At 67.2% G+C, this 18,125-nt stretch carries 18 protein-coding genes and 1 riboswitch; of the genes, 14 read left to right on the forward strand and 4 right to left on the reverse strand.

What is annotated here, in order from left to right:
* The first annotated feature begins 39 nt into the window (after nt 1–39).
* The 8 genes from ACLQ3I_RS11775 (at nt 40) to ACLQ3I_RS11810 (ending at nt 9,798) form a co-directional block, all read left to right on the forward strand.
* Nucleotides 40–1,506, forward strand: coding sequence for a condensation domain-containing protein (locus ACLQ3I_RS11775; protein WP_425788058.1), 1,467 nt, complete (start codon nt 40–42; stop codon nt 1,504–1,506).
* 6 nt (nt 1,507–1,512) lie between these two features.
* Entirely contained in the window at nt 1,513–2,937 is a 1,425-nt protein-coding gene (locus ACLQ3I_RS11780; protein ID WP_425802048.1) for a condensation domain-containing protein, read from the forward strand.
* On the forward strand, nt 2,934–4,325 hold the full coding sequence (locus ACLQ3I_RS11785) for a condensation protein (protein ID WP_425802051.1): 1,392 nt from the start codon (nt 2,934–2,936) through the stop codon (nt 4,323–4,325). The genes ACLQ3I_RS11780 and ACLQ3I_RS11785 overlap by 4 nt, the downstream gene beginning before the upstream one ends.
* A gap of 195 nt (nt 4,326–4,520) precedes the next feature.
* On the forward strand, nt 4,521–5,417 hold the full coding sequence (locus tag ACLQ3I_RS11790; RefSeq protein WP_425788063.1) for a sulfurtransferase: 897 nt from the start codon (nt 4,521–4,523) through the stop codon (nt 5,415–5,417).
* Nucleotides 5,414–5,863, forward strand: coding sequence for a SufE family protein (locus ACLQ3I_RS11795; RefSeq protein ID WP_425788065.1), 450 nt, complete (start codon nt 5,414–5,416; stop codon nt 5,861–5,863). The genes ACLQ3I_RS11790 and ACLQ3I_RS11795 overlap by 4 nt, the downstream gene beginning before the upstream one ends.
* Entirely contained in the window at nt 5,860–7,437 is a 1,578-nt protein-coding gene (locus ACLQ3I_RS11800) for a condensation domain-containing protein (RefSeq protein ID WP_425802054.1), read from the forward strand. Before ACLQ3I_RS11795 ends, ACLQ3I_RS11800 begins: the two co-directional genes overlap by 4 nt.
* 167 nt (nt 7,438–7,604) lie before the next feature.
* Complete coding sequence (locus ACLQ3I_RS11805; protein ID WP_425788069.1) at nt 7,605–9,419, forward strand: acetyl/propionyl/methylcrotonyl-CoA carboxylase subunit alpha; 1,815 nt, start codon at nt 7,605–7,607, stop codon at nt 9,417–9,419.
* Nucleotides 9,420–9,435: 16 nt separating this feature from the next.
* On the forward strand, nt 9,436–9,798 hold the full coding sequence (locus ACLQ3I_RS11810) for a hypothetical protein (RefSeq protein WP_425802056.1): 363 nt from the start codon (nt 9,436–9,438) through the stop codon (nt 9,796–9,798).
* Nucleotides 9,799–9,807: 9 nt separating this feature from the next.
* Here the strand turns inward: ACLQ3I_RS11810 and ACLQ3I_RS11815 are convergent, their stop codons facing one another.
* Both ACLQ3I_RS11815 and ACLQ3I_RS11820 read right to left on the reverse strand, forming a co-directional pair.
* Nucleotides 9,808–10,569 carry a hypothetical protein gene (locus ACLQ3I_RS11815; RefSeq protein ID WP_425788073.1) on the reverse strand — a complete coding sequence of 254 codons (762 nt, stop codon included), beginning with the start codon at nt 10,567–10,569 and terminating at the stop codon, nt 9,808–9,810.
* Between the two features lie 175 nt (nt 10,570–10,744).
* A complete protein-coding gene (locus ACLQ3I_RS11820; RefSeq protein ID WP_425802058.1) occupies nt 10,745–12,331 on the reverse strand; it encodes an MFS transporter in 1,587 nt (528 codons plus the stop codon).
* Nucleotides 12,332–12,425: 94 nt separating this feature from the next.
* Here ACLQ3I_RS11820 and ACLQ3I_RS11825 point away from each other — a divergent pair, with 94 nt between their 5' ends.
* Complete coding sequence (locus ACLQ3I_RS11825; protein WP_425788077.1) at nt 12,426–13,031, forward strand: TetR/AcrR family transcriptional regulator; 606 nt, start codon at nt 12,426–12,428, stop codon at nt 13,029–13,031.
* An 8-nt stretch (nt 13,032–13,039) separates the two neighbouring features.
* Here ACLQ3I_RS11825 and ACLQ3I_RS11830 read toward each other — a convergent pair whose 3' ends face one another.
* Nucleotides 13,040–13,627, reverse strand: a complete 588-nt coding sequence (locus ACLQ3I_RS11830; protein WP_425788079.1) for a nucleotidyltransferase family protein — start codon at nt 13,625–13,627, stop codon at nt 13,040–13,042.
* 136 nt (nt 13,628–13,763) lie between these two features.
* On the opposite strand from ACLQ3I_RS11830, the gene ACLQ3I_RS11835 reads away from it, so the two are divergent.
* From ACLQ3I_RS11835 to ACLQ3I_RS11855, 5 genes are all read left to right on the forward strand, one after another.
* Nucleotides 13,764–15,752, forward strand: coding sequence for a solute carrier family 23 protein (locus ACLQ3I_RS11835; protein WP_425802060.1), 1,989 nt, complete (start codon nt 13,764–13,766; stop codon nt 15,750–15,752).
* A gap of 9 nt (nt 15,753–15,761) precedes the next feature.
* Nucleotides 15,762–16,295, forward strand: a complete 534-nt coding sequence (gene uraD / locus ACLQ3I_RS11840; RefSeq protein WP_425788083.1) for a 2-oxo-4-hydroxy-4-carboxy-5-ureidoimidazoline decarboxylase — start codon at nt 15,762–15,764, stop codon at nt 16,293–16,295.
* Nucleotides 16,292–16,618 (forward strand): hydroxyisourate hydrolase, encoded by a 327-nt coding sequence (gene uraH / locus ACLQ3I_RS11845; protein WP_425802062.1) that lies wholly within the window; start codon nt 16,292–16,294, stop codon nt 16,616–16,618. Before uraD ends, uraH begins: the two co-directional genes overlap by 4 nt.
* Before the next feature lie 199 nt (nt 16,619–16,817).
* Nucleotides 16,818–16,949, forward strand: a complete 132-nt coding sequence (locus ACLQ3I_RS11850; protein WP_267628251.1) for a hypothetical protein — start codon at nt 16,818–16,820, stop codon at nt 16,947–16,949.
* Nucleotides 16,950–16,963: 14 nt separating this feature from the next.
* Nucleotides 16,964–17,401, forward strand: coding sequence for a DUF5994 family protein (locus ACLQ3I_RS11855; RefSeq protein WP_425788088.1), 438 nt, complete (start codon nt 16,964–16,966; stop codon nt 17,399–17,401).
* A gap of 97 nt (nt 17,402–17,498) precedes the next feature.
* Here the strand turns inward: ACLQ3I_RS11855 and ACLQ3I_RS11860 are convergent, their stop codons facing one another.
* Complete coding sequence (locus ACLQ3I_RS11860; RefSeq protein WP_161059604.1) at nt 17,499–17,705, reverse strand: cold-shock protein; 207 nt, start codon at nt 17,703–17,705, stop codon at nt 17,499–17,501.
* A 186-nt stretch (nt 17,706–17,891) separates the two neighbouring features.
* Nucleotides 17,892–18,124: riboswitch (cobalamin riboswitch) on the forward strand.
* The last annotated feature ends 1 nt before the right edge of the window (nt 18,125 follow it).

The raw sequence follows: 18,125 nt of genomic DNA on the forward strand, positions 1-18,125 counted from the left end.
CCGGCCGGAGAAGACCGCAGTACCGACGAAGGAGGTTTCATGGAATACACCGAGTTGGCCGACTACCCGTTGCCGGGAGGCACGCTGACGGCGTGGGTTCCCGAGGCCGCGCCGGATGCGTGGTCCCTCGATCCACGCCGGCTGTCCTACATGCACGTCGAGCACGCCAATCGTGCGGCGGCCGAGGGCGACGACTGGTACAGCCAGTGGATCGGAACCGCATTCCTCATCGAGCGCCCCCTCGACGGTGACGCCATGAGCGAGACCATGAACCGCTGGTACGCCCGTCACGAGGCGTTCCGCACCTCGGTGACCGACGGTGAGACCGATGCCCCCCAGCGCATCACGCTTCCGATGGAGTCGATCTCGATCGGTCGACGCCCGATGGGTGATCACCTCAGCAGCACCGAGGTCTTCGAGCGGGTGAACGAGTACTTCAACACCGCCGTCAGCCCGTTGAGCTGGCCGCACTGCATCGCAGTGACCGTCGAGCTCGACGACCGCGACGACGCGTTCCTGGTCGTCTTCGCCGCCGACCACACGGTGATGGACGCGTATACGCAGGTCTTCGCGATCAAAGAGCTGACCGCCCTCTACGATTCCGTGGTCACCGGCACCCCGGACGGCCTCGCCGAGTTCGGGAGCTACGTCGACTTCTCCGATGCCGAGCGGGCGATCGGCGACCGGATCCGCGACACCGACGATGCCGTCGCCGGCTGGAGCCGATTCTTCGCCGATGCCGACCCCGATTCCCCGCAGCCTGCGCCGATGCCCACCTTCCCGGTCGTGCGGTCGTGCGAGTCCGACGCCGCGCCGACGATCATCGCCGAGCGCACACCCGACCGTGGATTCCAGGCGACCCTGTCGTCGTGGCTGCTCGACGCGGATCAAACCGCAGCGTTCAACGCCCTGTGCAAGGACGCCGGCGCGAACATGCAGGCCGGCATCTACACGGCATTGTCGATGGCGGCGGCCAAGCTGAGTGGGTCCGGCGAGTTGCGATTCATCAATCCCGTGCACACCCGCACCGAGATGAAGTGGGGTGAGGCTGCGGGATGGTTCGTCGGCATCATCCCGGTGCATCTGCGGCCGCAGGACGCAACGACCTTCCGTCAGGCAATTACGTCGGTCGCGACGAGCGCCTCGGATTACAAGGGGGTCGGCGCCGCACCCTTCGCCCCGATCGCAGATCTGATCGGCGGCGACACCACGCCACCCGGCCTGGTGGTCTCCTACATCGACCTGCGGCACGCCGACGGTGCGGATCTGTGGGATGCGCGGCGCGCCCGCGTGCTGCGCAGCTCCACCCGGAACGCCGACGAGGTCTACTTCTGGATCAACCGGGTACCCGCCGGGACCAACATCTCGTCGAGGTTCCCGACGGGTCCGCGGGCCGACATGGTCCATCGGTTCATCTCGACGTTCCAACAGATCCTGACGACCGTGATCGCCGACGGCGACCTCGCCTACGACCATGGCGTGCTCGACGCGACGAATGCGTCCTAGGACCCGATGAGCCACTCTCCCCCCCTGCGCTCGCGCCCCGTCGGTGGCGCGAGCGTCGAGTGGCGGCCGGCCGATCCCGCCCGCACACTCGCCGCCGCCGAACGGACGGCCGACGGACTGACCTTCCTGCAGACCGACCATGTCGCCGCCGCTGCGGCCAAACGGGCCGACGGTGGGCCCCACACCGGGACGGCCGGCACCATCACCGTCTTCGACGGCCCCCTCGACCGCGCGGCCATGGCGGCCGCGCTGACCACCTTCGTCCGCAGGCACGACGAACTGCGTGCCTGCTACCGACTCGACGACACCGGTCCGATACGCCTGGTGGCACCGGCGGAAAGCATCGAGTTCCGCACCAGCGGGTCCGGGGCCCAGGTCGCCACCGACGACGTGATCGGTCACATAGTCGGCCGCATCGAATCCGAGGCGGTCTTCGACCGGATGCCCGGAGTCGTCTACGGCGCGTTCGACCACGACGACGGCTTCACCTTCTACATCGGGTCGGATCACTCGCACACAGACGGGTTCTCGCAGTACATCGGCCTCCACGAGATCGCCCGTCTCTACCGGGCCCATCGCGACGGTGAGATCCCGCAGCCGGAGAGCACGGGACGGTTCACCGATTACATATCGTCCGAGAAGTCGCTCGCCGCGTCCGTGACTCCCGGCGACCCACGGATCACGACCTGGCGAGAGATCTTGTCCGCGAACGATGGTCGGGTCCCCCGCTTCCCCTTCGACCTCGGCCTTGCCGACGGAGAGCTCGGTCCGGCGCTTCCCGTCCAACGCGCCATGCTGACCGCCGGGCAACTCGAAGCGTGCGCGCAGCGCCGCGACGATCACAGTTCTCTCGTCGGACTGATCTACGCAGCGCTGGCCGCGGCGCAACACGAACTGCTGGGCACCGAGAGCTATTTCACATCCACAGTGCTCTCGACCCGCACCGCCGATCACGCGACCACCCAGGGCTGGTTGTGCAATTTCGCGCCGGTCACCTTTCCGGTGCCGCCGGGAACGCGCCTCACCGAGCTGGTGCACATCGCCACCGATGCGGTGGCCGTCGCGCGCGACCTCGCCACCCTGCCCGTCCATGCCGCCCTTGCCGTGCTGGCTGCCGAGGGCACCTACCTTCCCGACTCCGGTTCGCCACAGATGGTGTCCTACATCGACTTCCGCAGGATTCCCGGCAGTGACGACCCTGCCGTGGCGTCGGCGACCTGCTTTCCGGCGGTGGGCCGGACCCGCAATGCCAACATGTGGTTCACCCGTTATGAGCACGCGCTGACGCTGCTCGCCCACATTCCCGACAATCCCACGGCACGCGGCGCTTTCGGTGTCTACGTTGATGCGGTCGGTCGATGGCTGACCGACTATTCGGCAGGTGCCGATCCTGTCGTCGGCGCGCATTCCGCAACGGAGGTGCGATCGTGAAGCTCTGCGGCGACGATGCGATCGAGATCGAGCCCGGCGCAGTCATCCGCTGGGAGTTGGCCGCGACCGCCGACTCCCTCCCGGTCGATGTGCCGCCGTCGGAGAACGAGAAGTTCCATCTTGACGCGGTTCGCCGCAACGGCACCGCCGGTTGGCTCGCGCTGACCGTCGAATTCGCCGAGGCCGTGGCCGTCGACGACATCACCCGCAGCCTTCGGAAACTGGTGGACCGGCACGAAGTGCTGCGGTGCCATTTCGTCTCCTCCGACGACGAGCATGTCCGCCATCGGCTGCCGGTCGGCGACCTCACCGTGCGACCCGTGTCCGGAGTCGTCGTCCCGGACGGCCCGGGTCCGGAGGGCACCACGGATTCGGGCACCACCGACCCTGGCACGGGGGTTTCCCCGCTGGCCGACCGCCTGGTCGACGACATCGCAACGGTCTGTTCGCCGTTCGCGCCGCTACAGCACTACCTCGCCGCCGTGCAGCGGCCGTCGTCGACGACCGTGATCCTCGCATTCGACCACTGCTACGTCGATGCCTATTCTCTCGCCGTCATCGCATCCGAACTCGTGGACGACCTCTCCGGCACGAAAGTCGCGCAGCCGATGAGCTTTCTGGACATCCGGATGGTCGAAGACGCCGCGCCGACGGTGGCCCCCGACGATCCGCGCCTTCGCGGCTGGGGCGAGTTCCTCGCCGCCAACCACTGGACGGTCCCCGAATTCCCGCTCGACCTCGGTCTGGCGCCCGGCGACACCGCACCGGTGTGCACCGAGGTGCGCACCCTGATGTGCGCCGAGTCCGCGCGCCGCTTCGAGCAGACCGTCCACGCCCTGAACGCTCGTACGTACCCGGCGCTGCTGACGGCGTTCGCCGATGCGGTTCACGATGTCGGCGGACCTGCCGAGCTGCCGGCCATCCTGCCGGTCCACACCCGCTACGACGCCGCCGACCGCAAGGCGGTCGGCTGGCTGGTCGGTAACGCCCCCATCCGGTTGAGTGCCCGAGGTGATCGCGGAACCACCCTGCGTGCCAACACCGCGCGGCTCGGCGAGGCCCTTCCGCTCGCCCGGATCGGCCTCACGCCGGTGTACATGACCTACGGCGACCTGATCCGGACCAACCGCAGCGACGTCTTCATGGTGTCCTATGTCGATTACCGCAAGCTCGGCCTGCCGGCGTCGGTGACCACCCGGCAGATCTCGAGCTCACGCCGGACCGACACCGCCCAGTTCTGGTTCTGGCGTGACGCAGATGGTGTCCATCTACGCGCCCGGTACCCGGACACCGAACTCGCCCACCGCACGATGACCGGCGTCCTCGACGCGGTGGACGACCGGCTTCGCGATGTCTGGTCGGGCGGGTTGCGCCATCGTGCCGGGTGAACGCGTGCACGTGACCGGCGCGCTCGGCGAACCGCGCACGCCGACCAGCCGGACCCACGCCGCGGTACGCCGCGGTACGCCGCCCACCGTTGCAGCATGAACAGTGAGTAGGCTCAGTGCGAGATACCGCACGTCGGTGGGTCCGTGCGACAGCCAGTCGGCCACGGACCGACGACAATCACGAAGGGACCGCAGTTGAGCGTTGAGACCGATCCGAATCCGGCGTTCGCCGACTACGCCCACCCGGAGCGCCTCGTCACGACGCAGTGGCTCTCGGCGCATCTCGGTGCCAAGGGGCTCAAGATCATCGAGTCCGACGAGGACGTGCTCCTCTTCGACATCGGCCACATCCCGACGGCCCAGAAGGTGGATTGGCACCTGCACCTGAACGACCCGGTGACCCGCGACTACATCGACGGCGAGCAGTTCGCCGAACTCATGCGCAGCAAAGGCATCGAGCGCGACGACACGATCGTCATCTATGGCGACAAGAGCAATTGGTGGGCGGCATACGCGCTCTGGGTGTTCACCCTCTTCGGCCACGAGGACGTCCGGCTGCTCGACGGCGGCCGGGATGCCTGGATGTCCGAAGACCGGGAGACCTCCTTCGACGTGCCCGAGTACCCCCGTTCGGACTACCCGGTCGTCGAGCGCGACGACACGCTGATCCGTGCGTTCGCACCCGAGGTGCTCGGTGCGCTCGGCTCCGAACCGCTCGTCGACGTCCGATCGCCGCAGGAGTACAGCGGAGAACGCACCCACATGCCCGACTACCCGGAGGAGGGCGCGTTGCGGGGTGGACACATCCCCACCGCGATCTCCATCCCGTGGGCCAAGGCCGCCGCACCCGACGGCCGGTTCCGGGCCAAGGCCGAACTCGACGAGATCTACGGCGACCTCGATGCGTCGACACCGACCATCGCCTACTGCCGGATCGGCGAGCGCTCGAGCCACACCTGGTTCGTGCTGACCCACCTGCTGGGCTTCGGCCATGTGCGCAACTACGACGGCTCGTGGACCGAGTGGGGCAACGCGGTGCGGGTACCGATCGCCGTCGGCACCGAGCCCGGCTCGGCGCCCGCCACGGCATGAGCCTCCCGGCCGCCCTCGCCGAGATCGTCGATGATTTTGGCGCACTGGGCGATTCCGACAAGGTGACGCTGCTGCTGGAGTTCTCCCGGGAACTGCCGGACCTTCCCGAGCACTTGCTGGAGGACGCGATGGAGCCGGTGCCGGAATGTCAGTCCCCGGTGTTCCTGTCGGTGGACGCGTCCGATCCGGCCTCGGTGCGACTACATTTCAGCGCCCCGCCCGAGGCACCGACCACCCGTGGGTTCGCATCGATCCTGCACCAGGGCCTCGACGGCGCATCCGCTGACGACATCCTCGCGGTACCGGCCGACTTCTATCACGATCTCGGTCTCGGTTCGGCGGTGAGCCCGCTGCGCCTGCGCGGCATGGCGGGGATGCTCGCCCGTATCAAGGGTCAGGTCCGTGCGCAGACGGCCGGGTCAGGCGGGCCGCCAACCGCGCCATGAAGTTCATCCAGATCCTCGAGGAGCCGATCGAGCCCGGCGGTCTCGTCGAGTGGATGCCCTACGTCCCGGGTGGGCTCGGCAGCTGGAGTCACGACTCCCGGTTGACCTCTCACAATCACGAACAGCATCTGCGGTCGGCCTTCGAATATCGCCTGCGCACCCGCCGGGAGGGTGGCCGGGAATCGTGGCTCGGTCTGTCGATCGAGTTCGACGAGCCGCTGTCGATCCCCGCGATCCGCAGCACCCTGATGACATGGATCGACCGGCATGAGGTCCTTCGCAGCCACGTCGTCATCAAGGGCGACGGCCTCCAGCGACTGAGCACCGACGAGGGCACGGTCAAGCTCAAGATGGGCCGGATCGGCTGGTACACGCAGTCCGGCCCCCTCGTCGAGCAGATCGCCGGCGCATTCGACCGGGCGACCGCACCCCTGCACTGGCCCGCGTACATGTTCGCCACCGTCGGCCGCGAGGACTCCTTCACGTTGCTTTTCGCCGCCGATCACTCACTGGTGGACGGATACTCGCTGATCATGGCCCAGCAGGAACTGGTGACGCTCTACCGGTCGGCGCGCGATCACACCGAGCCCGATCTGCCGACGGTCGGCAGTTACGTCGATTTCAGCGCCGAGGAACGGCGGCAGGCCGATCAGACCGGTGCCGACCATCCCGCGGTGGCCACGTGGTCGTCGTTCCTGCGCAGCGGCCGCGGCAGCCTGCCCGGCTTCGACTACCGACACGGCGGCGCTGACACGGATTCCGCCACCGGCACCGGCACCGGCACCGGCACCGGCACCGACGAGCTCATACCGGCCGAGGCCGACGACGGTTCCGTTCCACAGGATTCGATCACCGGCGTCATCCTCGACGACGACGCGGCCAACCGGTTCACCGCGGTCTGCTCGCAGGCAGGCGGAACGCTGACCGCCGGGGTGCTCGCCGCGTTCGCCATCGTCTATCACGAACGCACCGGTGACCCCGAGTTCCGTTGCGTCCTGCCGCGCCACACTCGCGACCACACGCGATGGCTCACCGCGCTCGGCTGGTTCGTCGCCGTCGCGCCGTTCTGCCTCGACGTCTCCGACTCCCCCACCTTCGACCAGGCCGTCACGCGGGCCACCGCCGAGCTGAAGCGGTCCCGGCAGGGCGCTTCTCTCCCGTTCTTGCGTGTCGCCGACCTCATCGACTACCAGGGCGAGCCCCACTTCGTCATCTCGTTCATCGACACCCGGTACGCGCCCGGCGCCGCCGCGGCCGACGCCGGCCGTGCCAAGGTGCTGCGCAGTCACAGCTACGCCACCGACGAGGTCTTCATCTGGATCAACCGAACGCCGTCCGGAATGCGCGTTTCGGCACGATTCCCCGCCAGGACGACCGCCACCGTCGGCCCCACTGTTGACTCGACGACAGAAGTGAACAATCTCACCTCGACCGTCATCGACGAAGCCGCCGACGCCGACACCCCCGGCTCCGTACGCGCCTACCTGGGCCGTTTCACCGAGCTCGTCCGGGCCATCGGCGACAGCAGCACCTTCGGCGTCGCGAACGCACCCGGTGCCCAACCGAGCAATTGATCGGTGAGCTAGTGTGTTGCCCTGAGCGCGTGGCACCTAGACTCCAAGTGTCATGCGTCACCCTGGTCGGCCGCCACCATGTCCGTCACGGGGTGAACTCAGAACGAGTGTGATGCCCGACCACCAGCCGGTGTCGCCCAACGACGACACGACGCCCAGGAGAACAAGTGCCTAGTCCCTCTGCGAACAGCTCGACCATTTCCAAGGTGCTCATCGCCAATCGCGGTGAGATCGCCGTCCGCGTGATCCGCGCAGCCCGCGACGCCGGCCTCCCCAGCGTCGCGGTGTACGCCGAGCCGGACGCCGACGCACTGTTCGTGAAACTCGCCGACGAGGCGTTCGCCCTGGGTGGTCAGACCTCCGCCGAGTCCTACCTGGTGTTCGACAAGATCCTCGACGCCGCGGCCAAGTCGGGCGCCGACGCGATCCACCCCGGATACGGGTTCCTCTCCGAGAACGGCGACTTCGCCCAGGCCGTCATCGACGCGGGACTGATCTGGATCGGACCGTCTCCGCAGTCGATCCGCGACCTCGGTGACAAGGTCACCGCCCGCCACATCGCCCTCAAGGCCAACGCCCCGATGGCCCCCGGCACCAAGGATCCGGTGAAGAACGCCGACGAGGTCGTCGCCTTCGCCGAGGAGCACGGCGTGCCCGTCGCGATCAAGGCGGCGTTCGGCGGCGGTGGTCGCGGCATGAAGGTCGCGTACACCATCGAGGAGATCCCCCACCTGTTCGAGTCGGCCACCCGCGAGGCGGTCTCCGCCTTCGGCCGCGGCGAGTGCTTCGTCGAGCGTTACCTCGACAAGGCCCGCCACGTCGAGGCGCAGGTCATCGCCGACCAGCACGGCAACGTCATCGTCGCCGGCACCCGCGACTGCTCGCTGCAGCGTCGTTTCCAGAAGCTGGTCGAGGAGGCCCCCGCCCCCTTCCTGACCACCGAGCAGCGCGAGCGCATCCACTCCTCCGCCAAGGCCATCTGCCGGGAGGCCGGATACTACGGCGCGGGCACGGTCGAGTTCCTCGTCGGCGCCGACGGGCTCGTCTCCTTCCTCGAGGTCAACACCCGACTCCAGGTCGAGCACCCGGTCACCGAAGAGACCGCGGGCATCGACCTGGTCCGCCAGCAGTTTCGGATCGCCAACGGCGACAAACTGGAGATCTCCGAGGACCCGACACCTCGCGGACATTCTTTCGAGTTCCGCATCAACGGCGAGGACGCCGGCCGCAACTTCCTGCCCGCCCCCGGCCCGGTCACGGTCTACAAGGAGCCGACCGGCCCCGGCGTCCGCGTCGACTCCGGTGTCGTCGCCGGCGACGTCATCGGTGGCCAGTTCGACTCGATGCTCGCCAAGTTGATCGTCACCGGCGAGAACCGCGAGCAGGCGCTCGAGCGTTCGCGTCGCGCTCTCGCCGAGTTCCAGGTCGAGGGGCTCGCGACGGTCATCCCGTTCCACCGGCACATCGTCGAGAACCCGGCCTTCCACGGTCACGTGGACGAGAACGGCGACGAGAAGTTCGACATCTACACCAAGTGGATCGAGACCGATTGGGAGAACCCCATCGAGCCGTTCACCGGCGGTGAGCCCATCGAAGAAGACGAGTCACTGCCGCGCCAGAACGTGGTGGTCGAGGTCGGCGGCCGTCGCGTCGAGGTCTCCCTGCCCGGCGACCTCGCACTCGGCGGCGGTGGCGGCAGCGCCAACGGCGTGGTCCGCAAGAAGCCGAAGGCCCGTGCACGCAAGAAGGGCGGCGGCGCGGCCGCATCCGGCGACGCCGTGCAGGCCCCGATGCAGGGCACCGTCGTCAAGGTCGCCGTCGAGGAGGGCCAGGAGGTCTCCGCAGGTGAGCTCGTCGTGGTCCTCGAGGCGATGAAGATGGAGAACCCGGTCACCGCGCACAAGGACGGCGTGGTCACCGGCCTGGCCGTCGAGGCGGGTGCCGCGGTCACCCAGGGCACCATGCTCCTCGAGTTGAAGTAGGACACCCACCGCATTCATGAATCCGGTCGAGATCAACGCCGGGACGTGGTATCTGCGAGCGCTGCGCGCTGACGAGCGGATGACCGACGTCCCGGCGTTGTCCGATCTGGGCATCGACGATCCGCGTGCATACGTCGCCGCCACGAACGCCGCCTGGTCGGACGAGACGGGCTACGTCTGGGCCGTCTGCATTCCCACCACCGGCGAACTCATCGCGCTGATCGGAGTCCGGCGCGACGGCGACGACGGTCAGCTCTGGGGGCGTGCCCAGGTCGGCCACGACGAGGCCCTGGAGGCAGCGGTGGCGCCCGTGACACGTTTTGCCGAAGGCGCGCTCGGACTCACGGTCGGCTCGGTCGACACGCCCCCGGGCGCCTGACCTCCGCGCTCACAGCAGCGAGGTCGCCGACCACCCCGGACTGGGTGCCATGCTCGGCCACGGTTGCCGGCCATGGGCGGGTGCGCGCTGCGGCATGCCCGACGACGCCATCGCCGCGCAGGCGTTCTGATCGGCGGTCGGCATCGGGTAGATGGCGGCGAAGTCGACCCTGGTGGCACGCCAGTCGCCGAACACCGCGCCGTCGGGTGTGCGCTGGGTGCCGCTCTTGACGTTGGGCGGTCCGGCGCCGACTCTGCGGAAGTCGATCTCGACGGGCCGCGGCGCATCGGTGCGCGACGACCACGACGAAGCATTTCCCGCACCATCGCGAACGGATCGAAATCCGTGTCGGCACAGCACGATCCGTGTCCAGTCCCCTTCGTCGACGCGCCGCAGACCGGTGAAGAGTGCGGTGCCGACACCGGGCTGATCCGACGACACGTCGGGCGGGTAGGCGGCGATCATGCTGTCGATGTTCGACGGCGACGCCCCGACGAAGCCGTGGTAACCCCACATCGTCGACCGGCCGGCATCGGCCAATTCGAACGATTCGATGTAGGCCCGGACGAAGGTGCCCTCGGAACCGAACAGGTCGAACACCGGACCGGGCAACCAGCGGAATGTGATGTCGAGGTCGGCCGGTACGTGTTCGTCCGCGCGGGGCGCCGACTCGCCCATCACCGCCGGGCTCCCTCCGCAGCCACAGATCATCACCATCGCGAAGCCGGCCGCCGCCAGCGCCGCAACAGGTCCGCGATGTGCTCGCTTCACGACGATCACCTCTTCACCCATTGGCTCCCGGGCTGTCGGCTCACCTGCACACTAAGCAGGTCGGAAGCTGCGGCGAGGCGTCCCTGTGCATCGGAATGGCGACGAGAAGGCAACGAATCCGCAGAGGCGTGGACGTTTCACCAGATCGCGGTCAGCAGATCAGCATGTCGCCGCCTCAGTCGACCGGCACGACCGGCACGTCTTCGGCAGCTCCGGTGTCCGCTCCCGCGCGCGCCGGATCCGTGTCCGGCGGCGGGGCGTCGGGGTCGTGGAAGTCGCGACTGCGGATCAGAGCCGCCGCGACCAGGCCCGCAACCAGCGCCACCACCGCAGCGATGAGGAGGACGCGATCCAGCGCGTCGGCATAACCCTGCGCAGCCACCCGGGCAACTTGTGCGCGCAGTGGCCCCGGCACCGTCCCGATCACTCCGGCCATGTTGCCGTCCGCCACGGCGTCGCCGATCTCCTGTGCGCGTGCCGACAGCGGCCCGCCGGTCAACGCCGACGCCACGGTGTCGGCGAAGTGCGATGCGAGCACACTGCCCAGCACTGCCACACCGGTGGCGATGCCGATCTGCCGGAAGGTGGAGTTGATTCCCGACGCCATGCCCGCCCGCTCCTGCTCGACCACGCCGACGGCCGTCGATGCCAGCGGCGGATTGATCAGTCCGGTGCCGATGCCGGCGACGACGAACCCCGGCACCAGCTGGGTCCAGCTGCCGGTCGGATCGGTGCCGCGCATCAGCCAGAGTCCGGCCGCGACGAGCACGAATCCGGGCCCGATGAGCCATCGCACCGGCACGAGATCCGACAGCCGGCCGGCGACAGCGGCCGCGACGAACACGACCCCCGAGAACGGCAGGAAGCGCAACCCGGCCTCCAGCGCCGAATAGCCCATGATGGTCTGCAGGTAGATGACCAGGTAGGTCAGTGCCGAGAACATCGACGCCGATACCGCCCACGCCGCGATCAGGCCGCCGTTGAAGGTCGGGACGCGGAGCAGGGCGCCGTCGATCATCGGGTCCGCGACCTTCCTTTCCACGACGACGAAGGCGACGAGGAGCACCGCGGAGGCGATGAGCGAGCCGGCGACCGTCGGCGATCCCCAGCCGTCGGCGTGGCTGCGAATGAGACCGAAGACCAGGAATGCCAGGGCCGCACTGAAACTCACGCATCCCAGCCAGTCGATGCGCCGTGTCCCTGGGGCCTTCGACTCGTCGACTCCGAAGTAGGTGACCGCGAGGGCCGCGATACCCACCGGGATGTTGACGTAGAAGATCCAGTGCCACGACAGTCCCGTTGTCAGCACACCACCGAGAACCGGCCCGACGGCGACGGAGACGCCCGTGACCGCGCCGAACACACCGAACGCGACACCTCGCTCCTTCGGCGGAAAGGCCTGCGCCAGCAACGCGAGCGACGTGGCGAACATGATCGCCCCACCGATGCCCTGCACGGCCCGCGCAGTGACCAGGAATTCAATCGTGGGCGCCAGCCCACATGCCAGCGAACCGATCGTGAACACCACGATCCCGGACGCGAACACCAGCTTGCGGCCGATGATGTCGGCGATGGTCCCCGCCGTCAGCAGCAGCGCCGCGAGGGTGAGCGCGTACGCGTCGATCACCCACTGGAGACCGGCCAACGACGATCCCAGGTCCCGCTGGATATCGGGCAGCGCGACGTTCACGATCGTCACGTCGAGCAGCAACATGAACACCCCGGTGCACACCGCAGCCAGGGTCAACCATTTCCGAGGCATCGCGCCCCTCCTTATTTGAGTTTCGACTCAGTTAATCGTCACACATTCTGAGTGGTTACTCAATAACTTTCTGTTCCCGCGTAGAGTGCCAGACGTGACACGACGTGGACGGCCACCGAAGACCGGGCGAGACGAGATCGTCACGGCCACCTTGGCGGTCCTGCGCGATCGGGGCATCGCCCGCCTGACCACGCGCGAGATCGCCGACCGGCTGGACATCTCCGAGGGCAGCATCTTCTATCATTTCGGAGATCGAAAAGGCCTGGTGGGTGCAGTTTTCACGGAGTCGCTACGGCCACTGTGGCAGTTCGGGCCGACGATGCCGCCTGCCCCGCACGACATCGCCGAGTTGCGCGAGGTCCTCACCGTCTTCACCGCACGCCTGGAGGAATTCCTCGAGGCCGGACTCGACGTCCTGATGGCCGCCCAGGCCGACCGCGAACTCCGTGCGGAATTGGGTGGCGTGATCCTGGAGAACGATTACGGACCGCAGCGTGGCGTGATCGCGATCAGCGGGTACCTACGATCCGCACAAGACGCCGGCGTGGTCGATCCTGCGGTGGACGCAGACGTGACCGCCCATCTGCTGATCGCATCGGTCTTCCTACGGCATGCGCAGCCGATGCTGGTCGGCCATTCCCGCGGGCTGCCGTCGCGCGATCAGACGCTCGAATCGATCGTCGCGAGCCTGAGCCGCTGAGCCCGACCTCACCCAGGGGTGTCCCGATCCCGTCCGGTGGCCAGGTCGCCACACTCGACCGGGAGCAGATCGGCGCGGTGGGCGGCCAGGTACGGCTGCGCACCAACGTCACCCGTGACCGTCGCGATCACACCGTCGAGGTGATCGGCACCGAGGTACACCGGATGCCCGGGCCGACCGTCGAAGACCGCCCGGGCGATGCCATCCCGCCGACGGCCGACCGCGGCCAGAAGACGGATGGTCACATCCGGACCGACGTCCGGCGTGTCAACAACGTGTAAAACCATGCCGTCCGCATCGGCGTCGCGCGCCACTGTTGTCGCCACTCGGACGGTATCCCCCAGCCCGCCCCGCCAGCCGGGCACGACGATCGCCGATGCCCCTTCCGGCAGGTCGACGATGCGGGCGCCCATGGCGACGAACACGTCGGCGCAGCCACCGCGAGCCAGTGCGTCGACCGACCGGCGAAGCCAATCACCTTCGTCAGCACCGATTTTGGGCGCACCGAAGCGGCTCCCGGCGCCCGCGGCCAGCACCACCCCGACGACTCGGCCCGGTTCGCGCCGCCCATCCGGAATGCTCGGCCCGTTACCCATATCGACGATCGATACTAGTGCGGCACAAGCCCTTTGTCCGTTTTACCCAGCGGAAATATACGATCCGCCGCTCAGCAGGAACGGTCACCGAGGTCCAAGATGTAGCGGTCCACGGCCGACATAGAGGTGAGCGAGCATGTCCACGGATTCCACCACTCCCATCGACGGAGCCATTCGCAAGAAGAGGGTGCCCCCTGTCGACCAGGTGCCACCCACCGGCAAACTGCTCACTCTGGGCGCACAGCATGTGGTCGCGTTCTACGCCGGTGCGGTCCTCGTCCCGCTCCTGATCGCACGCTCGATCAACCTCGACTCCGAGGCCCTGACCATGCTGATCACCGCGGATCTGTTCACCTGCGGCATCGCCTCGCTACTGCAGTCGGTGGGCATCTGGAAGGTCGGTGTCCGCCTGCCACTGCTGCAGGGCATCACGTTCGCCACGCTCGCGCCGGTGATCCAGATCGCCAACAATCACGGCGGTGGGCGGGTCGGCCTGCAGACCGTGTACGGCGCGGTCATCGCGGCCGGCGTGTTCACCTTCTTGATCGCTCCGTTCTTCGCCAAGTTGATCCGTTTCCTGCCCCCGGTGGTCACCGGCACACTGATCACCATCATCGGGGTCTGCCTGATCCCGGTCGGTGCCGGCGACGCGGTCAGCGACCCGGCGACCCATTTGCACGATTCGGCCAACTGGCGGTGGGTCCTCTACGTACTCGGCACGATCCTGCTGATCGTGCTGATGCAGCGCTTCTTCCGCGGCTTCATGGCCACGATCGCAGTGCTGCTCGGCCTCGTCGTGGGAACCTTCGTGGCCTGGCTGTGCGGTGACGCGAACTTTGCGTCCGTGGGACAGGCCGACTGGCTCGGCTTCACCCCGCCGTTCGCCTTCGGCTGGCCGCGTTTCGACATCGTCGCGATCGTCTCGCTGATCGTGGTGCTGCTGGTGGTCGCCGTCGAGTCGACCGGCTCGGTGTTCGCGACCGGAGAGATCGTCGGCAAACGCATCAAGAAGGAGGATGTCGCCGCGACGGTCCGGGCCGACGGTCTGGCCACCGTCATCGGTGGCGCGTTCAACTCGTTCCCGTACACCGCCTTCTCGGAGAACGTCGGCCTGGTGCGACTGACCGGCGTCAAGAGCCGATGGGTGGTCGCCGCGGCCGGCGGCATCATGATCGTCCTCGGCCTGCTCCCGAAGCTGGCCAAGGTGGTCGAGTGCATTCCCGCGCCGGTGCTGGGCGGCGCGGCCCTGATCATGTTCGCCACGGTGGCGATCGTCGGAATCCAAACCCTGACCTCGGTCGACTTCACCGACCACCGCAACCTGATCATCTCGGCGACCTCACTGGCCGTCGCACTGTATGTGCAGTTCTCGCAGTCGGCGACACCGACCACCGTCATCGACAAGTCCGGTCAACAGGTCGACGTGCCCGCCCTCCCGGGCGTCGATCAGGCAATGCCCAACATCTTCCTGCAGATCCCCTTCTCGACCGGCATCACGATGGGCGCGATCACCGCGATCCTGCTCAACCTGCTGTTCTTCCACCTCGGCAGCCGCGGCCCAGCCGTCGCGGGCGGCGGTGCGATCACCCTCGACGAGGTCGACACCATGAGCAAGCAACAATTCCGCGAGACCTTCGGCGCCGTCGTGCAGAACGTCGACTGGGTACTCGACCGCGCTTGGGATCAGAAACCCTTCGAGGATGTCCACGATCTCCGCAGCGCGTTCCAGGAGGCGATGCTCACCGGTAGTGACACCGAGCAACTGGACCTGATTCGCGCCTTCCCCGACCTCGGCGCCGAGGACGAGGACACCGGCGAACTGATCGCCGTCGATCACAAGGGTCTGTCGCATCTGGAGGAGACCGAACACGAGAACGTGGTCAATCTCGCGTCGGCGTACCGGGAGCACTTCGGCTTCCCGCTGGTCATCTGCGCCCAGGAGACCGAACGATACGACCGGGTACTGCGCAGCGGCTGGGCCCGGATGGACAACGCGCAGACCAGTGAGAAGTCCTTTGCCCTCATCGAGATCGCGAAAATCGCCAACTACCGGTTCGACGACCTGGTGGCCGATGCCAATCCGATCACGTCGGCCCGGTTCAGCCGACAGCCCGAACTCTCCTAGGCTGGCCGCATGAGGCGTGTCGATTGGCGTGGATTGTCCAGTTTCAACGAACTCTCCGAACGCCAGGCCATCCATCAGCTCTATGAGTGCTGCAGCTCATCGATCTGGGCCCTACGGGTCGCCAAGGCCCGCCCCTTCTCCGACGACGAGGCGCTGCTCGAGTATGCGGATCTCATCCTGGCCGAACTCACCGACACCGACCTCGACGAGGCCTTGGCCGGACATCCCCGGATCGGCGACCGTCCCGACAACCCGTCGTCGGAGCGAGAGCAATCGGGGGTCGCCGGTGCCGACGCAACGGTGCTGACCGACCTCAAGAAACTCAACGCTGCATACGAGGAAAAGTTCGGCCACGTGTATCTCGTGTTCGCCAACGGCCGACCGGCCGATGAACTCCTCGACATCCTCAAGCAACGGATGCACAACGACGCCGAGACCGAACGACGTGTGACGCGAATGGAATTGGCGAAGATCAACCGCAGTAGGGTGACGAGGATGCTGACCCCCGCGAGCATCTACCTCGAGGACGGAGCGACGACATGACGGGCCTGTCCACCCATGTACTCGACGCGGTGTCCGGCTCCCCGGCCCGCGGCGTCTCGATCTCATTGAGGGACGCGACCGGAACCGAACTGGCCGCAGGGCTCACCGATGATGACGGCCGGATCGGTCAGGTCAGCTCCGCACCGCTCACCCCGGGCACGTATCACCTCGTGTTCGACACCGGAGAGTGGTTCGACACGCACGGGATCGATGGCTTCTATCCGGAGATCGACATCTGTTTCGCAGTCGACGACCCCGCCCGCCATTACCACGTCCCGGTGCTGCTCAGTCCGTATTCCTACACGACCTACCGGGGCAGCTGACCGAGCACATCGGCGGCGCGTCCGCTCCCTGCGGGCCCGGCCACCGGTGCCCCGAATGCGACGGACGCCACAGGGCAGGGGGTAGAGTCGAAATGAAGCCGACGTCATGTCGCGTCCACGCAATCGCGCGGACCGAGTCGGCGGTGGATCGACGCTCTCGAGCCGGACTCCACCGATCACCTCTCCGAACGGATATCCGATGTCCAACGATTCCAACCTTTTTTCGCACTGCACCGACACCACTCATGCGGCCGTGCAGGCGACCACGGCCACCTCTGAGCTCCAGTTCTCCGACGCACAGGACAACCCCTACTCCGCCGGGCGAGACTGAGCGGCGGCGAGACCGTGCCACTCGCACTCGGTCCGACCCGTCTCCAACTCGCACCCGACCTCACACTCCCGATCGCCGGGGCATGGCTGCCCTACACATCGCAGATCTCGCAGGAGCTTCCCGCCCTGCAGGCGGCCGGCCGCAGCAGGCTCGGGACCATCACCCGCATCGACGTGAATTGGCGCAATTTCGCGCGCTATCCCGGATTCGACTCCGAGAATTCGCCTGACATGTTGCCGCTGATGTCGATCACCGCGGATCACGCCGAGGTGACCCTGCTCGTCATTCCGCCCAGGACCCAGTCAGCGCTGGCCGCCACGTTGTTGCGGCAGGCCGGTCAGTGCACGAGCTCACCGGGCTCCGAGCACAGCCACCTGTACCGGGACGCCCAGCGAATCCTCCGACGCGCCGCGCTGCAGTGCGGCGCCACCGACTCGAACCCCGTCGGCTGACCCGGTCAGTGCCGCCGGAGTAGTGCCACATGCTTTGTGACACAACAACGAACGCCGCCCGGGAAACCCGAGCGGCGTTCGTTGTTGAAGACTGTGGTCAGATGGCGGTCACAGTGGTCGCCTGCGGGCCCTTGGGGCCCTGCTCGACCTCGAACTGGACGCGCTGCTGCTCTTCGAGGCTGCGGTATCCGCCGCCCTGAATGGCCGAGTAGTGAACGAAAACGTCACCATCGGTGCTGTCGTCGGGAGCGATGAAGCCGAAGCCTTTTTCGCTGTTGAACCACTTGACGGTTCCTTGAGCCATGATGCTGGTACTTCTCTCTATTTTGCACACGAGAGCCATGTGGCACTCGCGACACCATCATCGCACACTTTGTGACGTTTGAGATAACCGTGACGAAGGTGAACCGTCTGACGGCGTCCCGTGTGTTGGCCCGACGACCGTCATCGCTACGGTGGAAGACGCAGTTGGTTCGCCACTCGAGGGACATGTTGAGCCCTAGCACTGGGTGGCGTCGACGTCGGCGTCCTGGACGGATACCGACCAAGAGGGAATCCGGTGAGAATCCGGAGCTGTCCCGCAGCGGTAAGTCGGAACGACCGCCGTCAGATGCACTGGACCCTGGTCCGGGAAGCGACGGTCAGTAGGAATGCCTCCGCTCAGCAGTTGCTGGGCAAGGCCCGCCGATGAGCCCGAAGACCTGCCAGGTGTACCGGACGCGCC

It is taken from the genome of Gordonia sp. DT101 (assembly GCF_049844895.1).
Taxonomy (GTDB): domain Bacteria; phylum Actinomycetota; class Actinomycetes; order Mycobacteriales; family Mycobacteriaceae; genus Gordonia.

Excerpts from the sequence above, each read along its gene's own strand:
- ACLQ3I_RS11850 (WP_267628251.1), top strand. The coding sequence starts at position 16,818 with ATGTCCAACGATTCCAACCTTTTTTCGCACTGCACCGACACCACTCAT.
- ACLQ3I_RS11830 (WP_425788079.1), bottom strand. The coding sequence starts at position 13,627 with ATGGGTAACGGGCCGAGCATTCCGGATGGGCGGCGCGAACCGGGCCGA.
- uraH (WP_425802062.1), top strand. The coding sequence starts at position 16,292 with ATGACGGGCCTGTCCACCCATGTACTCGACGCGGTGTCCGGCTCCCCG.
- ACLQ3I_RS11780 (WP_425802048.1), top strand. The coding sequence starts at position 1,513 with ATGAGCCACTCTCCCCCCCTGCGCTCGCGCCCCGTCGGTGGCGCGAGC.
- ACLQ3I_RS11860 (WP_161059604.1), bottom strand. The coding sequence starts at position 17,705 with ATGGCTCAAGGAACCGTCAAGTGGTTCAACAGCGAAAAAGGCTTCGGC.
- ACLQ3I_RS11775 (WP_425788058.1), top strand. The coding sequence starts at position 40 with ATGGAATACACCGAGTTGGCCGACTACCCGTTGCCGGGAGGCACGCTG.
- ACLQ3I_RS11810 (WP_425802056.1), top strand. The coding sequence starts at position 9,436 with ATGAATCCGGTCGAGATCAACGCCGGGACGTGGTATCTGCGAGCGCTG.
- ACLQ3I_RS11820 (WP_425802058.1), bottom strand. The coding sequence starts at position 12,331 with ATGCCTCGGAAATGGTTGACCCTGGCTGCGGTGTGCACCGGGGTGTTC.
- uraD (WP_425788083.1), top strand. The coding sequence starts at position 15,762 with ATGAGGCGTGTCGATTGGCGTGGATTGTCCAGTTTCAACGAACTCTCC.
- ACLQ3I_RS11800 (WP_425802054.1), top strand. The coding sequence starts at position 5,860 with ATGAAGTTCATCCAGATCCTCGAGGAGCCGATCGAGCCCGGCGGTCTC.
- ACLQ3I_RS11835 (WP_425802060.1), top strand. The coding sequence starts at position 13,764 with ATGTCCACGGATTCCACCACTCCCATCGACGGAGCCATTCGCAAGAAG.
- ACLQ3I_RS11795 (WP_425788065.1), top strand. The coding sequence starts at position 5,414 with ATGAGCCTCCCGGCCGCCCTCGCCGAGATCGTCGATGATTTTGGCGCA.